Here is a 19,245-nt window from a genome sequence, read left to right as displayed (position 1 = left end):
TCCGTATCGCGCAGCTATCGCCTCCCTTATTTCTTATTGATGCAATGGTTGATCGCAGGCCGCGAGGATGGATTCATGCATCGCTTCGGAAAGTGTTGGATGCGCGAAGATCATCGACAGGAGACTTTCATCTGTGGCCTCCAGGTGACGGGCGATGCCAAACCCCTGGATCAGTTCCGTGACCTGTGCGCCAACCATATGCGCGCCCAGCAACTCGCCGGTTTCAGCATCGAAAATCGTCTTCACAAAACCCTCTGTCTCGCCGCTGGCCAGCGCCTTACCATTATTCTGCCAGGAGAACTTACCGATCCTGACGGGCCGTCCCCTGGCCAGGGCCGTCGATTCCGTCAGGCCCAGACTGGCAACCTGGGGCCGGGCATACGTGCAACCGGGCACATAGTCGCGATCAAGCGGGTGGGCGCCTTCGACACCAGCCAGTGTCTCAACGCAGAGCACGCCTTCGTGGCTGGCCTTGTGCGCCAGGCACGGCGGGCCGGCTACATCGCCGATGGCATACAGCCCGAATACGTTAGTACGACAAGCGGTGTCCGTCTTGATAAAACCGCGGTCTAACTCGACGCCCAGCGTTTCCAGCCCCAGATCTTCAATATTCGGCTGTACGCCGACCGCCAGCAGCACACGTTCGACGTCCTGAGAATATTCGGCGCCGGTGTTTTTCATGGTGCAGCGCACCCCGGTCCCGGTGAGCTGTACTTGCGTCACCAGGGTCTGGGTATGGATCTGAATACCGCGTTTTTCGAATGACTTACGCACTGCTGCAGACACCTCGGCATCTTCCACTGGCAAAATCTGCGACGCCAGCTCGACCAGCGTCACTTTACAGCCCAGATCGTTATAAAGGCTGGCGAACTCGACGCCAATCGCCCCTGAACCGATGATTAATAGCGACCTGGGCAATAGCTTAGGCCGCAGCGCTTCGAAATAGGTCCAGATATATTCGCCATCTGGCGCGATGCCTGGTAATGCGCGTGGTCGGGCGCCCGTGGCCAGGATCACGTGATCGGCCCGGTAATCGCGCGTCTCCCCCCGGGCATCCTCGACCGTTATTTGCCCCTTGCCGCGCAGCCGCGCGGTGCCATCAATGACCTGCACGCCATTTTTCTTCAACAGGTACGCCACCCCGCCGGTGAGCTGTTGCGATACGGTACGGCTAAACTGCACCAGTTTCTGCAGATCGATGTTCACCTCACCCACGCTGATGCCCAGCTGACTGGCATGGGTGATACTGTGCGCGACCTCAGCGCCATGCAACAGCGCCTTGGTTGGAATGCATCCCCAGTTCAGGCAGATGCCGCCCAGATGTTGTTTTTCCACTAATGCGGTACGAAGCCCTAGCTGGCCGGCACGGATGGCGGCCACATATCCCCCAGGACCACCGCCGATGATTAGCACATCGTATTTATCGTGCATAGCTCGTCTCCTGGATAAACAACAAGGTTGGGGTTTCCGTCAGTCGCCTGAGTTCCCGGAGAAAAGCCGCACCTGCCGCGCCATCGATAACCCGGTGATCGCAGGATAGCGATACCGTCATTTGCTGGCGCGCGACGATTTGCCCGTCGCGTACTACCGCCCGCATTTCGCCGGCGCCAATGGCGAGGATTGCGCTTTGCGGTGGATTGATGATGGCGTCAAACTGCCGGACGCCGAGCATCCCCAGATTTGACACGCTAAAGGTCCCCCCCTGGAACTCTTCCGGCTTCAGCGTGCCCGCTTTGGCCCTGGTCACCAGCGAGTGAATTTCGTTCGATATGTCGCTAATCGATTTCCGGTTCGCCGAGCGGACAATAGGGGTAATTAGCCCGGCAGGCAGCGCAACGGCCACCGAAATGTCGGCATCCGCAAAGCGGCGGATACTTTGTGTCGCTTCATCAAACTGAATGTTGACGTCAGGCACGGCCACCAGCGCCAGGGCGCAGGCCTTCACCAGCAGGTCATTAACCGAAATCTTGACGCCGGGTACTTCGCGGTTAATTTCCTGACGTAGCGCTAACAGTCGTTCCAGATCGAGATCGACGCTCAAACGGAAATGGGGAGACTGTTGCTTGGACGTTTGCAGGCGAGAGGCGATAGCCCGCCGCATACCGGACATGGGGATGCTTTCATAGGGTACCGGGGTACTCTCCTGTACCGGGCTGGTCTGCGGGTGCTCGTCGAGTAACAACGCCGCGGCCAGCACATCATCGCGACTCACCCGGCCGCGTGAACCGCTGCTTCGGCAGTCATGCAAGTTGATACCCAGCTTGCCGGCCAGACGGCGCGCCAGCGGGGTGGCCGATACCTGGCTGTCATCGGCATGCGAGCGGGGCGCTTTGCTGCGACGAACGGGGGGCGTCGGGGAGGCCAGGCGACCGCCGGCGGCAAGGATCGCGCTTTCCAGATCAGAAACAGAGATACGATCCCCGCGCCCGCTGCCGCGGACTTTTTTCAGGTCGACACCCCAGCGGGCAGAGAGTCGTAACGCATGGGGCGTGGCATTAACCTGAGTCACATCGGTCACGCCTTGCAGACTGACGGGGATGTCGGTCTGCCCAACGGGGGGCTCGGGGCTGTTGGATGGCGGCGAAACAACGGAAGGTGGCTTAGCGCCTGCCTGTGCCGCTACGTCCGGTGCGGCAGCCTCCGTGCCAGGGGCTGCGGGTTTCGCCGTAGCCAGAGTGGCAGCGAATTCGTCCAGGTCAGCATCGCTGACCGAAGCGTCAGCCGCCAGGGCCAGCACGGCGCCTACCTGAAGCGTCTCACCCTCTCGGGCGAGTATCCGACGTAACGTACCGGCAAAGGGGGCCTCCAGCACATTGACGATTTTACTGGTTTCAATCTCACAGATTTCCTGCCCTGGGGTGAAGCTGTCACCCTCCTGGATTGCCCACCGAGCGAGCAAGCCTTCTTCCATGGAAAGCCCCCACTTTGGCATTTCAAGCGTCTTGATTTCGCTCATAGGTTAATCCTCCAGCACTTGACGGACGGCGGCTTCGATACGTTCTACGCCAGGGATCCAGAGTTTTTCGAGAGCAGGGGAGAACGGGACCGGGGTGTGTGGCGGCGTCACCAGCAGAACGGGCGCTTTGAGGAAATGGAATGCCTGGGACGCAATCAGCGCCGCGACATCATGCGCAAAACCGAAGCGTGCCGCGGATTCGTCGACAATCACTACCCGCCCCGTGGACGCCACCGATTCCAGAATCCCTTCCTCATCCAGCGGCGAAATGGTCCGCGGGTCGACCACCTCGACCGAGATCCCCTCTCTGGCCAGTTTGTCCGCCACCTGATTGGCTTTATGCACCATTGCCGACAACGCAATGATGGTGACGTCATCTCCTTCGCGGGTATAGTTGGCTACACCTAGCGGGAGGGTATAGCTCTCGTCCGGTACCTCGCCCTTGAGGTCGTACAGCATTTTATGCTCGCAGAAAACCACCGGGTCGTCGTCGCGAATTGACTGGATTAACAGACCTTTGACGTCATAAGGCGTCGAGGGCACCACCACCTTCAGCCCTGGCGTGGTGGCAAAGATATTATAGGGTGACTGTGAATGCTGGGCCGCGGCGGAAAACCCCGCGCCGATCATCCCTCGCATCACCAGCGGGGCTCTGGCTTTGCCACCAAACATGTAGCGGAACTTGGCCGCCTGGTTGTACAGCGCATCGTGACTCACGCCAAAAAAATCCATGAACATCAATTCCGCGACCGGCCGCAGACCCGTCGCTGCGGCGCCCGCCGCCATACCGATGATGGCCGACTCGGTAATGGGCGTGTCGATCACCCGATCGGAGCCGAACTGCGTCCACAGCCCTTTAGTGACGCCGAGCACACCGCCAAAGGCTTCTATCTTCGCCTCTTCGGGCGCATTTCCGCCATGACCGCCACGCAAATCTTCACCGATGAGCACCACGCGTTCATCGCGTTCCATTTCCTGAGCCAGGGCTTCCTTGACCGCTTCACGATAGGTTTTAATCGCCATAGTTATCACCCTCAGTATGAGACATAAACGTCTGTCAGCAGGTCTTCCGGAGCCGGATAGGCGGCGGCGCGGGCCTTCAATACCGCATCGTTGACAAGGGCTTCTACTTCCTCGTCAATCGCCGCCAGTTCTTCCTGGGTGATATGCTGTTTGACCTTAGCGGTGAAAATCTTCAGCGGATCATGTTGTTCACGCAGGCGTTGCACTTCACCTTCCGCGCGGTATAGCGCGGGATCCCCCTCAAAATGACCGTGCCAGCGGAAGGCTTTGGCCTCAATGACGCTTGGGCCACCGCCTTCTCGCGCACGTTTGACCGCCTCTGAAGTGGCCTCATAAACGGCAAAGAAATCGGTGCCATCAACGGTCACTGCCGGCAGGCCGAAGCCAGCGGCGCGTCGGGCGATATCACGCCCACCCACGGCGTAGTCATGACCGGTCCCTTCGCCGTAACCGTTGTTCTCGAAAATAAAGACGGCCGGAAGCTGGAGCACGACGGCCATATTGATGGCTTCAAAGACCAGGCCCTGATTAGAACCCCCATCGCCCGTAAAAGAGACACCGACGTTGCCGGTTTTTAGCGTCTTTGCCGTTAGCGCGGCGCCGATGGCCAGGGGAGGGGCTCCCCCAACGATAGCGTTCGCTCCCAGCATTCCTTTCGACAGATCGGCAATATGCATCGACCCACCCTTACCGCGACATAACCCGCTGTCCTTGCCGAATATTTCGGCCATCATGCCGTGAATGTCGCACCCTTTAGCAATACAGTGGCCATGTCCACGGTGTGTTGAACCAATAAAATCTGCGCTCGTTAAATTTTCGCAGACCCCCACCGCGATGGCCTCCTCACCGGTGTAAAGGTGAATGAAGCCGGGAATATCACCGCTGGTATTTTCCTGATGCAACCGCTCTTCAAAGGTCCTGATCTCCCGCATCTTGCGGTAAGCCTGCAATAACGCCTGTTTGCTGAGCATGATTTAATTCTCCTCAATAAAGGTCACCCAGGCGGGGCCAACAGACAGGGCGGATAACCCTGGCCACACCCATGCAATGAATCTACGAGCGGTTAAAGGGAGTGCGAAGCCACCTTCATGGGGGGGTAGGTGGGGGTTTTCATGCTTGAGGTCAAACTTTCTAAATTTTGTGTAGCTATAAAGTTTGGCGGCCCCATGTCATCCCGGGGGCTGGCGTACAATTGAAAAAAAACAAAGCGAGTAGATAACCACGGATGAAGCCATCGGATTTAGAAAGTCGCCAATCACCATCACTGGTCTCCGGGCCATTGCGGCTGACGCGAGGCTTGCCGCTAATCCTGACCAAATTCGTCCCGCCTCGCTCCTCGATACAATTGCTGGAGCGCCCCCGGCTTCTTCAGCTTCTCAATCCCGTTCAGCAGTGCCGGCTGGGCGTCGTTTGCGCCGGCGCTGGATTTGGCAAAACCACGCTGTTGGCGCAATGGCATCAGCAGATGGTCGCCCAGGGGGAACGTATCGCCTGGCTGAGCCTCGATGAGGATGATGATGACGTATGGCAGTTTATTCCTTACCTGCTGCAAGCATTGCGTCCACTCTATGCTGACTGGGACGCCGATTTCTGGCGTGATATGGAAGAACAGAAGCTCTCCAGCTCCGAGCAGCTGCTGGCCGGGCTCATTAACCAGCTACACTACTGCCCGCATGACATATACCTGATTATCGACGACTTCCACGTGATTAACGATCGTGGGGTCTATGAAGCGCTGGGGTATTTACTCAAGCATGCGCCTGCCGCCTTGCATCTGATCATTGGCAGCCGTTTCCACCCGAATCTTGCGCTGAGCCAGCTGCAGGCCCAGGACCAACTGGTGGAGATCTATGATCGAGACCTGCAATTCACGCTAGAAGAAACGAAACACTATTTTAGCCGCACGGTTGCGCTACCCCTCAGCAACCACCATGCACAGCGGCTACAGTCTGCGACAGAGGGCTGGATCGCAGGGATGAAGATCGCTTCATTGTCCGCAGAATTACAGCATGATCCCGAGCATCTGTTGCGCAATATGCATGGAGGAACACGGTCCATTGCCCGCTATCTTAAAGAGGTGGTCCTGGACCCGCTGCCGGTAGAGGTGCTTGATTTCCTGGTGAAAACGTCCTTCCTCAGTCGGTTAAATGCCGAACTATGCAATGCAGTGACAGGACGAGATGACAGTCAAGCAATGCTGGCATGGATTGAGCGACACAACCTTTTTTTGTCAGCCCTTGACGAACAAGGCTACTGGTTCCGCTACCATCCTCTGTTGCAGGAAAATCTTCGGACCATGCTGCAGCAGAACAACGCTATTAACCGCAAACAGCTACATGAATTAGCCAGTCATTGGTTCGTCGAACAGAAACTGTGGTCTGAGGCGGTACGCCATGCGCTCAGCGCAGGCAAGCCGGTGCATAGCCCCGGGCAGGACGGCGCAAGCGCTCAGTCACTGGCGGAAGAAGGGGATATCGATACCCTGATCTCATGGATGCATCATTTACCGCCCAGCACCGATCCTGCGCGCATTGACCTGCAAATTAATCTGGCCTGGGCACTGGCGCATTATTTCCACTTTGATGAGTCGAGGCAGCTGCTTGATAACCTCGATCAGATGGTGCTTCATCATCGTGAGGATTTAACCCGCAGCACCTGGTGTAAATTGCGCGTTGTGCGGGCAATTTGCGAAGCCTTTGCTGAAAACATCCCGGAGAGTCTGGCTATTGTTCAGCCGTTGCTGGCCGAAGTGCCCTGCGGCGACACCTGGGTTGATGGTCTGATATGCAATATTCTCAGCTATTGCCATGTTGTTAACCAGCGCTATCACGACGCGCTGGAGGTTCAGCAGCATATGCCCTCTACGGAAAGTCCTTTAGATAATCTGTTTGTCTCGGTTTATCGCGCGTTTATCATTGCCCAGTGCCATCTATGTCAGGGCGATCTGGGAAAAGCCGAGTGGTACGCAGAGAAAACGTTGCGCCAGGCTGAATGTTATACCGGCACCCAGTCGACCAGTGGCGCGACGCTGGCGCCGCTGTTGGCGGAGATAGCCTATGAATGTCAGAGGGGTGACTCGCCCGAGCATCTGTTAGCCGACCGGCTCGAATTCATCGACCGGTTCAGTCCACCCGACGCGCTGAGTCGTTGCTATACCTATCTCGCGCGTCAAGCCTTAGGTAGCGATATGCCCTATGAGGCCGAGCGATTGCTGGAGCATGCGCAGCGCCTTGCGGTGTCTCGCGGCTGGCAACGGCTCCAGGCCATGATGTTAGCCGAGCAGGTGAGGGTGCGACTGCAGCGCGGCAATTTCACCGGCGCAGAGCAACTGCAACGGCAGCTTGAACAAATGGCCGCCAGCTTCAGAATGGATGCCGAACATCCCTGCCAACGCGCCATCGTTATGTCTGCATCCCTTAGCCGCAGCCGGCTTCTTCTCGCCAGAGGCCAGGCGCCGCAAGCCTGCATTTTACTGGCTGAGATGGTCTCCGATCAGGAAAGCCGGGGGGACAGGTTAACCGCAGCGCGTCTGCGTACGCTCTGGTCATTAGCCTTGTGGAACAGCGGCGAAACTGCCGCTGCGCGCATGACATTTCAACCAGTGCTGCAGCTGGCTGAACAACAGCATCTCAAGGGCCTCTTTCTTGACGCTGGCGATACCTTGCAACCTTTGCTTATCGGTATGAATGATTTCTCTTCGGCTTGTACAGAGGAAGGGGGAGTGCAAGGTCCCTGGGCAGACAAGCGCGCGCCTGCGGACAGAACACCGTTTAATAGTGGAAGCCCCGATATTCATGGGGAACTCAGCGAGCGAGAGTTGCAGATATTACAGCTGATCGCTGAAGGTCAGATGAACAAAGAAATCGCCCGCTCCCTCGCTATTTCTGCCGAGACGGTCAAGTGGCACATCAAAAACATCTACGCGAAGCTTAAAGTGAATAGCCGCACTCAAGCGATGAGCCGGGCGCTGGAGATGAAATTACTGGATTAACGGTTTGAACAGGGGGGCTTGGATAGGAAATCTTAATAAGACGAGCCACTTTCTTAACGGGGCTATGAGCTATGGATAATTGAGGTACTGCTGAGCACATGGGAGCTATCTCTGAACAATGATGGCAGTTTTGATGCCCTGGCTCATCGATAAGGACATTGAGGTTAGGGGGGCGACGCCAAGGGAAAGTCATCCCAGAGAGGCTTTAGGGGAGTGTTTTCTTTAACGTTTTAATTGAGGTGGTGCCGATAATAGGAACATACTCATACCACAACCACATGAATTTAAAATGCTTATTGGTGTTTTATTTTTAAGATACCCCAAAAGTACCCCCAAACATGCTTCTAAGATTAAATTCCAATAGCAATTTTCAAAGTTGAAGAATCGAAAAAGATGAGCAATGGCCGTTAGGCCACTTGCGAGCTAGTGCTCCCGTAGATGTAGATTGTCAAAGTAATAACTTTGTGAAAATCAGTCATCGTCTTCAGGCCCGGTTTCTCGGTGGCCATCGCAGAAACTACAGCCAGTCATTCCGCTAAACTCATCAACACTAGTACTGTGATAAGTACAATATTCACACTGCTCAACATTTTCGAAAATTCCAAAACAGTAAGTGCATAGGTATTTTTCTCCGAACTCACAGACAGTATCGTTCTGCTCACACTCTGAACATCCTGCGGAGACAGATAAAGTGCCATATTCATCCGGTAAAAAACTACTCGTATCAAAAAGCTCATAACGAGATGCGGTATGTTGGCACTTACTACATTCAAAGTCCGATTCTTCCCAAGCCTTCAGTATTTGATTTTCATCGCATTCAGGGCATGAAAATTCAACCAATCTGTCCTGTGTAGTACTACATACAAGACAGGAAGATGACTTAAACGAATACTCTTCAAATTCAAACGTGGTTTTAAGAGGTGCAGCAACTTTCTTGCATAAATGACATTCAATAACTCGGCCGCCCTTACTGACATGTTCCTCTAATATTTTCTTAACCTCCTGAAATTTAATATCTGCATAATAACTGTTATTTATGAGTAATTGAGTTTCTTGACTTGCAAGATAATGACCCAATGCTCCTTCAAAGAGAGATTTCCAATCTTCACGCATCAACCGATTCAGGGCGAACCAAGCATCAGCCTGCGCAATCAGTAGCTTCTCCTTGGCTTGGTCATTTAATGCATCGTGATAAAAATGAACAACTCGATTTCTATGCTGCCTAATTATATCAAATGATGACACAGTGGAAGCATGTAGAGGTTTCTCGAGAACATCCCTCAACCGGTCACATGTCTCTGAAAAATTTATTGACTGGAAATCACCAGTAAGATATTTCGAACGTATGATTTTTTTTCCGCTACAAACAAGCGACCAATGTTCATGTGCAAGCGGAACTTTGAGTAACAATTCTACAGCCGTCCAAAAACTAACAATAGAATGTGTTGGAAACGTTGTGAATTCGGTCTAAGCCTTTTTTAAAAAATCCATTCCATTATCAAGTAGACCTCTAACTTCCGGTGAAAGCTCAAGCACTTCTGCTTTAAATGATCGAATAGTCATTAATTTGGCCTTGTGAAAAATTTAATTCCTAATAAAAGACAACGACACATAGTTACTCGTCCAACCTAATATCACTTAATATAAAAACAAAATGCTAACTAACGTCACTTACGCTATTCATCCTTGTTATAACGATTAAAATATTCGTTTTCTTTGTCACTGAATTTATCATCAGCATTCAGCAACTTGAGTAAAACTTCTTTCTCTGCATTTTTCTTTCGTCTTATGATTATTGCCGTTTTCAATTCAGAAAGTGATATATCAAAATCACGTAAGGAAATAAATGATAATACTGCTATGAATAACAATGCTATCGTCAGTGATGCTAAGTATCTTGCATATTCAACATCATCCTTAAACACCTGAAGTAGAAAAATAACTCCAGCACTAAAAACGTAAAATAGCATCCAATATCCAATCTTTCTCATAAAGACTGAAATACTTCTACTTAACCTGTCAGTTTGAACCGAATTCAACCCTTCACTTTCAAGAAGCTTTTCAAATTTTGACTTTAGACTCCAGGCGTAGGTAACCAAAGGTGTCAAAACTCCCCCGCCTATAATCAAATGTAACCAACCACTTAAGTTATTTATCCTTTCAGGCTCAGAAAAATAATAAAATGAGCCTGAAAAGATAATTATGGTCAGTATAAACCTGAAAACATTATTCAGCTTCAGCATCTAATTCGCCTAACCGGATTTGTTCAACTAACCATTCTCTAATCTTCATATACATCTCTTCTGGATCTGCTATTCCATTAATAAACTTAAGTTTAATTTTCTTAGAAATAACTAAACTATCACCTTTGATTTTCCCCACCTTATCAAGTGTTAATTCAACATCATCAGGATGGCTATGCCTTAATGCTTGGCTGATATTATTAATTATTGCTTGGGAGGTTTTTTTGGCTTTGTAATTATAGCTTATTTCCACCGAAACGTTAATATTACCTTTATCAATAGCATCACCTGAGAAGACATCATCTGTAAGCCCATAGTTTTCGCGCTCTCTATCAGTAAAAAGAACTTTAATGATATCCAGCCCCAACCCCTTCGGAGTTACTTTAACATGATTTGTTTTTATTGCTTCTGATGTTATCGTTTCTCTGGCGTTCTCAACAGGCATATTACTAAGCGTATCTACCAAAGGCGTACCGATTCTAACCCTCTTGGTATTATTATTCATTATTTTGTCTCTTTGCTGCTTTGGTAACTCAGCATTGAGCATTACAGAACCTTGGGTAATTACCCCTGCTTTTTTTAATAACCACGTAATGTATTTTTCCAACTCTCGAGTTCTTAGAACTGGTGACTGAATTACCACCACATGGTTTCTAAGAAATGCCATGTGCATTATTGAATCAAGAAATTCACGTCTTTTACCATCTACAGAAACCGGCGGCGCTATTTGGTCTATTGATAAGAAAGAAGCGCTTTCATCAATAGTTATAATACTTTTATTTGCGCCATCACTATAGCGAACTAATTCATTGAATAATATACTCCATCTCTCTATTTTATTATTCAAAAATTGCCTTGCCTGTTGAATATCACCATCTTCGCCATCATGGCTGTCAACACTTACAGTCTGGTAACGGTCTTTAACCGCAGAAAGACGATTCAGCGCAACCGCAATCATCTCTTGTAAGGTTTGATCCACATTCTCGCCGATGACTTTTGCAATACGATAATGAAGAGTTTTGTCCTTGTACTCAACCACCGGCTCTTTGATTGCTGTAATTTTTTGAGACATTGAGAAAATCCTTGTTTTTTTCTAAAGAAATTACTACAAACATGGAAAATCACAACCTTTCTAGTGCTATTAATCCTTATAAACGTTACAACGATAGCAACTTAAGGAAGCAACTGTAACTTAGAGCGCCTACAGCCAAAAATCCCCGCTGGCGGTGCCGGTGAGTGACAAGTTTTGCAGATGCATCCAACGAGATGAACCTGAAGTTTTCTAAAGCGATAGCGGTTGACACTTTACCCCTAGTTTTCCCCAGTAAGACATAACAAACCATAACAGGCTGACACCTGCCCAGCTTCGCATCAGGACTAACAAAAGCTAACCGCCGGGCTCAACAAATCTCAACGCAAGCCCTTTACACTTCCGCTGCAAAAGCTGTTCGCGGGCGTCAGGATCCGTTAGGTTGGGTTGATACTTTTCCCTGTTTCTCGCGAAAAAGTGTCAAGTTTGAGGGGCTGGGGGTTTACAGTTTTTCACCGTCCAGCAGATAGAGCGCCCTTAATTCTCCTCCCGTTTCGCTTCCATAGGATCGATACCCCCAGCGATACCCCTTTTGGCTTCTTCACGTTTTGCCCGAGCATCGGCCAATGTGGCATCAGGATACACGCCAAGCGCTAACAGCTTCTCTTTGCCGGCTACACGATACTTGAGCCGCCAGTATTTGCCGCCATTAGGTTTGAGCAAGAGATACAGACCACCACTATCAGCCAGCTTGTAAGACTTCTTTTAGGCTTGGCGGCGTCTACCTGATGGGCGTTAAGTTTCACTTGTGGGGAAACTCCTTTAGGCCGAACAGCAAACACCGCCATAAGCCCCTCAAACGAATGTAGCTTTCAGGTAACTTTAGTAGACGTAGAAATAATAAAAGGGGCGGTAAAACGCAGATTATGAGTGGGTTTAGTGAGCTTTAGTAGCCTTGGGGAGACGTTAGAATGGTGCCGATAATAGGAGTCGAACCTACGACCTTCGCATTACGAATGCGCTGCTCTACCAACTGAGCTATATCGGCCCTGCAAGAGGTGTTCACGAGCGTGAATCACGAGGCAAAAGGTTAGAACTTAGCGGGCGATGCGTCAATAGCCAGTGGAATCAACTGCCTATTTTTGCATCGCCCGTTCTCATTTACGCACGAATGGTATCGTCGCCGAAACCAATCCACTTATAGGTGGTTAACGCTTCCAGCCCCATCGGGCCGCGGGCGTGCAGCTTCTGGGTGCTGACCGCCACCTCCGCGCCGAGGCCGAACTGGCCGCCGTCGGTGAAGCGCGTGGAGGCGTTCACGTAGACCGCGGAAGAGTCCACTTCATTGATAAAGCGGTTGGCGTTACGCAGGGTCCGGGTCAGGATGGCGTCGGAGTGCTGGGTGCCATGCTCGCGGATATGGGCGATAGCCTCATCCATATCAGCCACCACCTTGACGTTCAGATCCAGCGACAGATACTCGTCGTCATACTGCTCCGCTTTCACCGGCTCGACCTTCGCAGGGCCGTTCTGCAGCGCGGGGAGGGCGGAAGGGGCGGCGTGCAGGGTGACGCCGCTCTCGGCCATCTGCTTGCTTAACGCCGGCAGGAAGGTGTCGGCGATGTTACGGTGCACCAGCAGCGTTTCCACGGTATTGCAGGTGCTCGGCCGCTGGGTCTTGGCGTTGACGATGATCTTCAGCGCAGGGGTGATCTCGGCGGTTTCATCAACGAAGATATGGCACACGCCAATCCCGCCGGTGATCACCGGGATCGTTGACTGCTCGCGGCACAGCTTGTGCAGGCCCGCGCCGCCGCGGGGGATCAGCATATCGATGTATTTATCCATCTTCAGCATTTCCCCCACCAGCGCGCGATCCGGGCTCTCGATAGCCTGTACCGCGGCGGGCGGCAGACCGCACTCCTGCAGCGCCTGCTGGATCACCTTCACCGTGGCGGCGTTGGTGCGCCAGGTCTCTTTCCCGCCGCGCAGGATCGCTGCGTTGCCGGTTTTCAGGCACAGGGAGGCGACGTCGACCGTCACGTTGGGACGCGCTTCATATATCACGCCAATCACCCCCAGCGGGACGCGGCGACGTTCAATACGCAGACCGCTGTCCAGCAGCCCGCCGTCGATCACCTGGCCGACCGGGTCGGCCAGATTGCACACCTGGCGCACATCGTTGGCGATGCCGCTCAGACGCGCCGGGGTCAGCGCGAGGCGATCAAGCATCGCTTCACTCAGGCCATTGGCGCGAGCTTCGGCTAAATCTTCCGCGTTGGCGCGCAGAATATCGTCGGTCTGCGCTTCCAGATAATCGGCGATCTTTTCCAGTACCTGGTTCTTTTCCCGGCTGGAGAGTAACGCCAGCTGCCAGGAGGCCGCTTTGGCGGCAATGCCCATTTGTTCCAGCATTTTCAGCTCCTTAACGGATGATCATATCATCGCGGTGGACGGCCACCGGGCCGTATTCATAGCCCAGAATGGCATCGATTTGCTGCGAGTGCTGGCCGGCGATAAGGCGCAGCGCATCGCTGTTGTAGCGGCTAACGCCGTGAGCGATATCGCGCCCTTCGCTATTGCGGATGCGGATCACTTCGCCGCGGGAGAAGTTGCCGCTGACGATTTTGATGCCTTTTGGCAACAGCGAACTGCCTCTTTCGAGGATCGCCTGGGTCGCGCCCGCATCGACGGTCAGTTCACCGGCCGGCGGCGCGCCGAAGATCCAGCGCTTACGGTTCTCCAGCGGAGACTCCTGCGCGTGGAAGCAGGTGCCCACCGGCAGGCCTTCCATCGCGTGGCCGATGACGTCCGGACGGTTGCCGGCGGCGATGATGGTATCAATCCCCGCGCGGCAGGCGACGTCCGCGGCCTGCAGCTTGGTGCCCATGCCGCCGGTGCCGAGTCCGGAGACGCTGTCGCCGGCGATGGCGCGCAGCGCGTCGTCGATGCCGTAGACGTCTTTAATCAGCTCCGCCTGCGGGTTGCTGCGCGGGTCGGCGGTGAACAGGCCAGGCTGGTCGGTTAACAGCAGCAGCTTATCCGCCCCGGCGAGGATCGCGGCCAGCGCGGAGAGATTGTCGTTATCGCCCACTTTGATTTCCGCGGTGGCGACGGCGTCATTTTCGTTAATGACCGGGACGATGCTGTTATCCAGCAGGGCGCGCAGGGTGTCGCGGGCGTTGAGGAACCGTTCTCTGTCTTCCATGTCGGCGCGGGTCAGCAGCATCTGGCCAACGTGAATGCCATAGATAGAAAACAGCTGTTCCCACAGCTGGATCAGACGGCTTTGTCCCACCGCCGCCAGCAGCTGCTTGGAGGCGATGGTGGCGGGCAGTTCCGGGTAACCAAGGTGCTCGCGCCCGGCGGCAATGGCCCCGGAGGTCACGATGACAATACGGTGTCCCATGGCGTGCAGCTGTGCGCACTGGCGCACGAGCTCGACGATATGGGCGCGGTTCAGGCGACGGGACCCGCCTGTTAAAACACTGGTGCCCAGTTTTACCACCAGCGTCTGGCTTTCACTCATGATTCTCTGCCGTTCAAAAGGAATATCGATATCGAGCTGATGTTGTAGCAGGAGTCGGCCCGCTTGCCAACACCCGGGGCGGCGGGCGCGCCATTTTATTGCGCGGGATCGGGCATTCTGGAGAGGGAGTATGACAAAAATATGTCAGATACATTTAAATACGCTTTTTTATAAAAAGTTCCACCTTGTCATAAATATTTAATCTCCCGGCGTTAAAAAACCTCCTGTTTTTGATGGGCGAGCGCCCGCAATTGAATAGCGCGTATAAATAAATCACCAGGACTGAATAATGAAAAAGAGTACTCTGGCATTAATGATGATGGGCTTTGTGGCTTCAACGGCGACGCAGGCAGCGGAAGTTTATAATAAGAACGCGAACAAGCTGGATGTGTACGGCAAGATCAAAGCCATGCATTACTTCAGCGACTATGACAGCAAGGATGGCGATCAGACCTACGTGCGTTTCGGTATTAAAGGCGAAACGCAGATTAACGAAGACCTGACCGGCTATGGCCGTTGGGAATCTGAATTCTCCGGTAACAAAACCGAGAGCGACTCCAGCCAGAAGACTCGTCTGGCGTTTGCCGGGCTGAAGCTGAAGAACTACGGCTCCTTCGACTACGGTCGTAACCTTGGCGCCCTGTACGACGTGGAAGCCTGGACCGATATGTTCCCGGAATTCGGCGGCGATTCCTCTGCTCAGACCGATAACTTTATGACCAAGCGCGCCAGCGGTCTGGCGACCTACCGTAACACCGACTTCTTCGGTCTGGTGGATGGCCTGGATATGACCCTGCAGTACCAGGGTAAAAACGAAGGTCGTGAAGCGAAGAAACAGAACGGCGACGGCGTTGGGACCTCGTTAAGCTATGACTTCGGCGGCAGCGACTTCGCCGTCAGCGCGGCCTACACCAGCTCCGACCGTACCAACGATCAGAACCTGCTGGCTCGCGGTCAGGGTTCGAAAGCGGAAGCCTGGGCGACCGGCCTGAAATATGACGCCAACAACATCTATCTGGCGACCATGTACTCTGAAACCCGTAAGATGACCCCGATCAGCGGCGGCTTTGCCAACAAAGCGCAGAACTTTGAAGCGGTGGCGCAGTATCAGTTCGACTTCGGTCTGCGTCCGTCCCTCGGCTATGTGCTGTCGAAAGGGAAGGATATCGAAGGGGTGGGGAGTGAAGATCTGGTTAACTACATTGACGTGGGCCTGACCTACTACTTCAACAAAAACATGAACGCCTTCGTGGATTACAAAATCAACCAGCTGAAAAGCGATAACAAACTCGGCATCAACGATGACGACATCGTCGCGCTGGGCATGACCTACCAGTTCTGATCTACTTCAGAACTATCCGCCGCAGCCCTGGCTGCGGCTTTTTTTTAGCGGCGGTTCTTCGCCAGATGCAGGGTGTCGCTGTTCATGGTGATCTGCGCGTTATACTCCTTCGGCAGACGGCGCGCCTGATAGAACGCCGACTCCCAGTAAGGGTTGTCCAGCGAAGAGCGCATCACGCCCTGGCTGCTCGAAGCGTGAAGGAAATTATGATCGGTATCGTAAAAGCCAACGTGCATGCCGGCCCGGGTGCGGAAGAAAACCAGATCGCCGGGACGTAAATCGCGCTTATTGACCCGCACGCCCATGTGCAACAGCTCGCGGGTGGTGATCCGCTCCATCGGCAGGTTAAAGCGATCCTTCAGCGTGCGCCAGACGAAACCCGAGCAGTCGACGCCGCTTTGTTCAGTCCCGCCCCATTCATAGGGGGTTCCCTGCCAGGTGTGCATCTGATCATGCAGGGCCGCCACCACCGGGATCAGATCGTCCGATCCGCTATCAATGGTCATATCCGCATGAGATTTTGTGTGTTTTGCCTGTTTCGGTGAGGAGGAGCATCCTGCCAACAACAAAAAAGGAATTAACAAGAGAGCATGCTTCAGTTTTGGCTTCATATCGTTATTTTCGAAGTAGCAAGCAGACTGCTTTGTTTTATAGCCGATTAAAAAGAACGGCTAAATAAGCTGATGCCGCCTTTACGTTTATTTACGATTAAAAATAAACAACGATGGAATGGATCAGCCATAAAGGGCAGTTGTCACTTCGCAACAGCCTGTGCCAGGATTCTGTCATCAACATCTCACGAGGCATTCCATGACGCATAACGCCATCGCCGCCGAGACTTTACCCGACGCCGCTTTCGACGCGGGGTGGATGACGTCTGCGCCTCATTATTGCTTCGCCACGCTCTGCCCACCGCCTCCCCCTCCAGACCGGGTTGTTTTCGGCGCTTAACGCCGTCTTTCCAGGCGCTTACCTGCCGGTATGACGCTTGATACCTTGTGTTTGACGTTCGGGAGCATGCTATGCACGTTCGCTATTCTCTGCTCGCCTCGCAGGCGACAACGGCCACCTTTGTGCTGCTGTGGGGCAGCGCGGCCATTTTCACCCGCTGGGGACTGGACAACGCCTCGCCGATGGCGCTGCTGGTCTTTCGTTTTCTGGTTGCCCTGGCAGCGCTGGCGCCGCTGGCCATCGCCCGTCGACGCTGGCTGCCCGCGCCGGGCACTCGCCTGCAGACAGCGGCCACCGGCCTGATGCTGATTGGCGGCTATTCGGTCTGTTACTTCGAGGCGATGGTCAACGGCGTGACGCCGGGGCTTATCGCCACCATCATGGGGATCCAGCCCATCCTTACGCTTTGCGTGGTGGAGCGCCGCCTGCAGGGGCGGCGGCTGCTGGGGCTGCTGATTGCCCTGGCGGGGCTGGTGCTGCTGGTGTGGCGCAGCCTGGCGGCGTCGCCGATGGCGATGACAGGGATCCTGTTTGCGCTGGCGGCTCTGCTGCTGATGACCTTTGGCGCGCTGTGGCAAAAGCGCAGCCGCCAGTCGCCGGCGGATGTCCTGCCGCTGCAGTATGCCGTTAGTCTGGGGCTGTGCCTGTTGATCGCCCCGGTCAGCGGCTTCCGGTTTACCGTTAACGCCGGGTTGATTATTCCGGTGCTGTTTCTCGGGCTGCTGATTTCGGTGGTCGCCCAACTGCTGCTGTACCGTCTGCTGAGCGCGGGGAATATCGTCAATGTCACCAGCCTCTTTTATCTGGTGCCAGCGATCACGGCGCTGCTGGATTATCTGCTGCTGGGCAATCGTCTGCCGGCGGCGGCGATGGTCGGTATGGTGGCGATCGTCGGCGGGATTGTGCTGGTGTTCCGCACCGGCAAGGTCCGCGCCGGCTGACGGCGAGCCGGGCGCGGTGGCGTCCGGTTCATTTTCCTGTCATCTTTTTTACGCATGCTCCCGGCAGCTTATTTTGACCAGTAAGGGAAGGTACCATGGGCAACACGCTGACGATTTTCGATCTCGATAACACCCTGATACAGGGCGATAGCAGTACGATCTGGAGCCAGTTTATGGTTCGCGAAGGGCTCGCGACGCAGAAGGGGTATCTTGCCCGCGAGGCGCGGCTGATGGCGGATTATGACCGGGGAGAGATGAATATCGCCGATTATGTGGCCCTGATCCAGGCGCCGCTGGCCGGAATACCGAAATCGGACGTAGACGCGCTGGTGGCCCGCTGCGTGCGCGAGGCGATCCTGCCCCGGGTCTATCCCCAGGCGTGGGAACTCATTCGTCGTCTGCGGGCCGAGGGGGAGCAGATGCTGATTATCTCCGCCTCGGTTAGTCTGCTGGTGCAGGCGGTGGCCGCCGCGCTGGAGATTGAGCAGGCGCTGGGCATTGACGTGGCGATGGTCGACGGCGGCTACAGCGGGGAGATTGCCGGGATCCCCAGCTATCAGCAGGGAAAGGTGGCGCGTCTGGCGCAGTGGCGCGAGGCGCATCCGCAGTATGACGGCGAGGTGACTTTTTACACCGATTCCATTAACGATCTGCCGCTGTGCCTGCATGCGGATCGCGTGCGGCTGGTCAATCCCTGTCCGCAGCTGCAGGCGGCCGGTGCCGGATATGGCTGGCCGGTGCTGAGCTGGCGGCTGGAATAGCAGACCGGATAAATGCTTCTGCGGGTTCAGTCGTTGTCGGCTGGGCAAGGCGTGAGCCGCTATCCGGCATAAAGGGGGCTTCGTACTGGCGGTCGTTGCCCGGCGGCGCTGCGCTTGCGCGGGCCTACAGACTGAGCTGGCGGCTGGAATAGCGGAGCGGATAAATGTTTCTGCGGGTTCAGTCGTTGTAGGCCGGATAAGGCGTGAGCCGCTATCCGGCATAAAGGCGGCTTCGTGCCGGCGGTCGTTGCCCGGCGGCGCTGCGCTTGCGCGGGCCTACAGACTGAGCTGGCGGCTGGAATAGCGGAGCGGATAAATGTTTCTGCGGGTTCAGTCGTTGTAGGCCGGATAAGGCGTGAGCCGCCATCCGGCATAAAGGCGGCTTCGTGCCGGCGGTCATTGCCCGGCGGCGCTGCGCTTGCACGGGCCTACGGGGTGTGAGCCTGTGAGAGGAACTTGTAGGCCGGGTAAGGCGCAG

Annotated in this window: 14 protein-coding genes, 1 tRNA gene and 1 pseudogene; 4 read left to right on the top strand and 12 right to left on the bottom strand. The window is 54.4% G+C overall.

Translation table 11 applies throughout. The features are described from left to right. Positions 1–33: 33 nt before the first annotated feature. From lpdA to ABLV52_RS12595, 4 genes are read right to left on the bottom strand one after another with little or no spacing between them, the layout of a single operon-like run. Positions 34–1,431 carry a dihydrolipoyl dehydrogenase gene (lpdA, locus tag ABLV52_RS12610; RefSeq protein ID WP_348890456.1) on the bottom strand — a complete coding sequence of 466 codons (1,398 nt, stop codon included), beginning with the start codon at positions 1,429–1,431 and terminating at the stop codon, positions 34–36. Next, complete coding sequence (locus tag ABLV52_RS12605) at positions 1,421–2,956, bottom strand: 2-oxo acid dehydrogenase subunit E2 (RefSeq protein ID WP_348890455.1); 1,536 nt, start codon at positions 2,954–2,956, stop codon at positions 1,421–1,423. Before ABLV52_RS12605 ends, lpdA begins: the two co-directional genes overlap by 11 nt. A gap of 3 nt (positions 2,957–2,959) precedes the next feature. Continuing rightward, complete coding sequence (locus ABLV52_RS12600) at positions 2,960–3,979, bottom strand: alpha-ketoacid dehydrogenase subunit beta (protein ID WP_048334116.1); 1,020 nt, start codon at positions 3,977–3,979, stop codon at positions 2,960–2,962. A gap of 11 nt (positions 3,980–3,990) precedes the next feature. Further along, complete coding sequence (locus ABLV52_RS12595; protein ID WP_002889884.1) at positions 3,991–4,950, bottom strand: thiamine pyrophosphate-dependent dehydrogenase E1 component subunit alpha; 960 nt, start codon at positions 4,948–4,950, stop codon at positions 3,991–3,993. Positions 4,951–5,204: 254 nt separating this feature from the next. On the opposite strand from ABLV52_RS12595, the gene ABLV52_RS12590 reads away from it, so the two are divergent. Beyond that, complete coding sequence (locus ABLV52_RS12590) at positions 5,205–7,970, top strand: LuxR C-terminal-related transcriptional regulator (RefSeq protein WP_348890454.1); 2,766 nt, start codon at positions 5,205–5,207, stop codon at positions 7,968–7,970. Between the two features lie 471 nt (positions 7,971–8,441). On the opposite strand, the gene ABLV52_RS12585 is transcribed toward ABLV52_RS12590, so the two are convergent. The 7 genes and pseudogenes from ABLV52_RS12585 to proB all read right to left on the bottom strand — a co-directional run bounded on the left by ABLV52_RS12585 (position 8,442) and on the right by proB (position 14,772). Beyond that, positions 8,442–9,215: a hypothetical protein gene (locus ABLV52_RS12585; protein WP_348890453.1), complete on the bottom strand. Its 774-nt coding sequence runs from the start codon at positions 9,213–9,215 to the stop codon at positions 8,442–8,444. 431 nt (positions 9,216–9,646) lie between these two features. Further along, on the bottom strand, positions 9,647–10,213 hold the full coding sequence (locus ABLV52_RS12580; protein WP_348890452.1) for a hypothetical protein: 567 nt from the start codon (positions 10,211–10,213) through the stop codon (positions 9,647–9,649). Then, positions 10,197–11,285 carry a hypothetical protein gene (locus ABLV52_RS12575; protein WP_348890451.1) on the bottom strand — a complete coding sequence of 363 codons (1,089 nt, stop codon included), beginning with the start codon at positions 11,283–11,285 and terminating at the stop codon, positions 10,197–10,199. The genes ABLV52_RS12580 and ABLV52_RS12575 overlap by 17 nt, the downstream gene beginning before the upstream one ends. A gap of 501 nt (positions 11,286–11,786) precedes the next feature. Continuing rightward, positions 11,787–12,049 (bottom strand): annotated as a pseudogene (locus tag ABLV52_RS12570) (Arm DNA-binding domain-containing protein); the annotation flags it as partial. A gap of 166 nt (positions 12,050–12,215) precedes the next feature. Next, positions 12,216–12,291 (bottom strand) — tRNA-Thr (locus tag ABLV52_RS12565). 113 nt (positions 12,292–12,404) lie between these two features. After that, a complete protein-coding gene (gene proA / locus ABLV52_RS12560) occupies positions 12,405–13,658 on the bottom strand; it encodes a glutamate-5-semialdehyde dehydrogenase (protein ID WP_348890450.1) in 1,254 nt (417 codons plus the stop codon). 10 nt (positions 13,659–13,668) lie between these two features. Next, on the bottom strand, positions 13,669–14,772 hold the full coding sequence (gene proB, locus ABLV52_RS12555) for a glutamate 5-kinase (protein WP_008805306.1): 1,104 nt from the start codon (positions 14,770–14,772) through the stop codon (positions 13,669–13,671). A gap of 289 nt (positions 14,773–15,061) precedes the next feature. On the opposite strand from proB, the gene phoE reads away from it, so the two are divergent. Then, complete coding sequence (gene phoE, locus ABLV52_RS12550; RefSeq protein ID WP_023288537.1) at positions 15,062–16,114, top strand: phosphoporin PhoE; 1,053 nt, start codon at positions 15,062–15,064, stop codon at positions 16,112–16,114. Positions 16,115–16,158: 44 nt separating this feature from the next. On the opposite strand, the gene ABLV52_RS12545 is transcribed toward phoE, so the two are convergent. Continuing rightward, positions 16,159–16,725 (bottom strand): NlpC/P60 family protein, encoded by a 567-nt coding sequence (locus tag ABLV52_RS12545; protein WP_032428599.1) that lies wholly within the window; start codon positions 16,723–16,725, stop codon positions 16,159–16,161. Positions 16,726–17,136: 411 nt separating this feature from the next. Between ABLV52_RS12545 and ABLV52_RS12540 the strand changes: the two genes are divergently transcribed. Together ABLV52_RS12540 and ABLV52_RS12535 are read left to right on the top strand one after the other, a co-directional pair. Then, the gene (locus ABLV52_RS12540; RefSeq protein WP_348890449.1) at positions 17,137–18,006 is read left to right on the top strand and encodes a DMT family transporter; all 870 of its coding nucleotides are present in this window, start codon (positions 17,137–17,139) and stop codon (positions 18,004–18,006) included. A gap of 95 nt (positions 18,007–18,101) precedes the next feature. Further along, positions 18,102–18,767 (top strand): HAD family hydrolase, encoded by a 666-nt coding sequence (locus ABLV52_RS12535; protein ID WP_023288539.1) that lies wholly within the window; start codon positions 18,102–18,104, stop codon positions 18,765–18,767. Positions 18,768–19,245: the final 478 nt, after the last annotated feature.

The sequence above is a fragment of the Klebsiella sp. GB_Kp056 genome, from assembly GCF_040064755.1.
GTDB lineage: Bacteria > Pseudomonadota > Gammaproteobacteria > Enterobacterales > Enterobacteriaceae > Klebsiella > Klebsiella quasipneumoniae.
Note: the sequence above shows the minus strand (reverse complement) of the source record. Positions and strands in the feature narration are given on the sequence as shown.

What these genes read in the sequence shown, in the direction of transcription:
- ABLV52_RS12540 (WP_348890449.1), top strand. Translation starts at nt 17,137, where the DNA reads ATGCACGTTCGCTATTCTCTGCTCGCCTCGCAGGCGACAACGGCCACC.
- ABLV52_RS12545 (WP_032428599.1), bottom strand. Translation starts at nt 16,725, where the DNA reads ATGAAGCCAAAACTGAAGCATGCTCTCTTGTTAATTCCTTTTTTGTTG.
- proB (WP_008805306.1), bottom strand. Translation starts at nt 14,772, where the DNA reads ATGAGTGAAAGCCAGACGCTGGTGGTAAAACTGGGCACCAGTGTTTTA.
- ABLV52_RS12595 (WP_002889884.1), bottom strand. Translation starts at nt 4,950, where the DNA reads ATGCTCAGCAAACAGGCGTTATTGCAGGCTTACCGCAAGATGCGGGAG.
- ABLV52_RS12590 (WP_348890454.1), top strand. Translation starts at nt 5,205, where the DNA reads ATGAAGCCATCGGATTTAGAAAGTCGCCAATCACCATCACTGGTCTCC.
- phoE (WP_023288537.1), top strand. Translation starts at nt 15,062, where the DNA reads ATGAAAAAGAGTACTCTGGCATTAATGATGATGGGCTTTGTGGCTTCA.
- ABLV52_RS12600 (WP_048334116.1), bottom strand. Translation starts at nt 3,979, where the DNA reads ATGGCGATTAAAACCTATCGTGAAGCGGTCAAGGAAGCCCTGGCTCAG.
- ABLV52_RS12605 (WP_348890455.1), bottom strand. Translation starts at nt 2,956, where the DNA reads ATGAGCGAAATCAAGACGCTTGAAATGCCAAAGTGGGGGCTTTCCATG.
- lpdA (WP_348890456.1), bottom strand. Translation starts at nt 1,431, where the DNA reads ATGCACGATAAATACGATGTGCTAATCATCGGCGGTGGTCCTGGGGGA.
- ABLV52_RS12535 (WP_023288539.1), top strand. Translation starts at nt 18,102, where the DNA reads ATGGGCAACACGCTGACGATTTTCGATCTCGATAACACCCTGATACAG.
- ABLV52_RS12575 (WP_348890451.1), bottom strand. Translation starts at nt 11,285, where the DNA reads ATGTCTCAAAAAATTACAGCAATCAAAGAGCCGGTGGTTGAGTACAAG.
- ABLV52_RS12580 (WP_348890452.1), bottom strand. Translation starts at nt 10,213, where the DNA reads ATGCTGAAGCTGAATAATGTTTTCAGGTTTATACTGACCATAATTATC.
- proA (WP_348890450.1), bottom strand. Translation starts at nt 13,658, where the DNA reads ATGCTGGAACAAATGGGCATTGCCGCCAAAGCGGCCTCCTGGCAGCTG.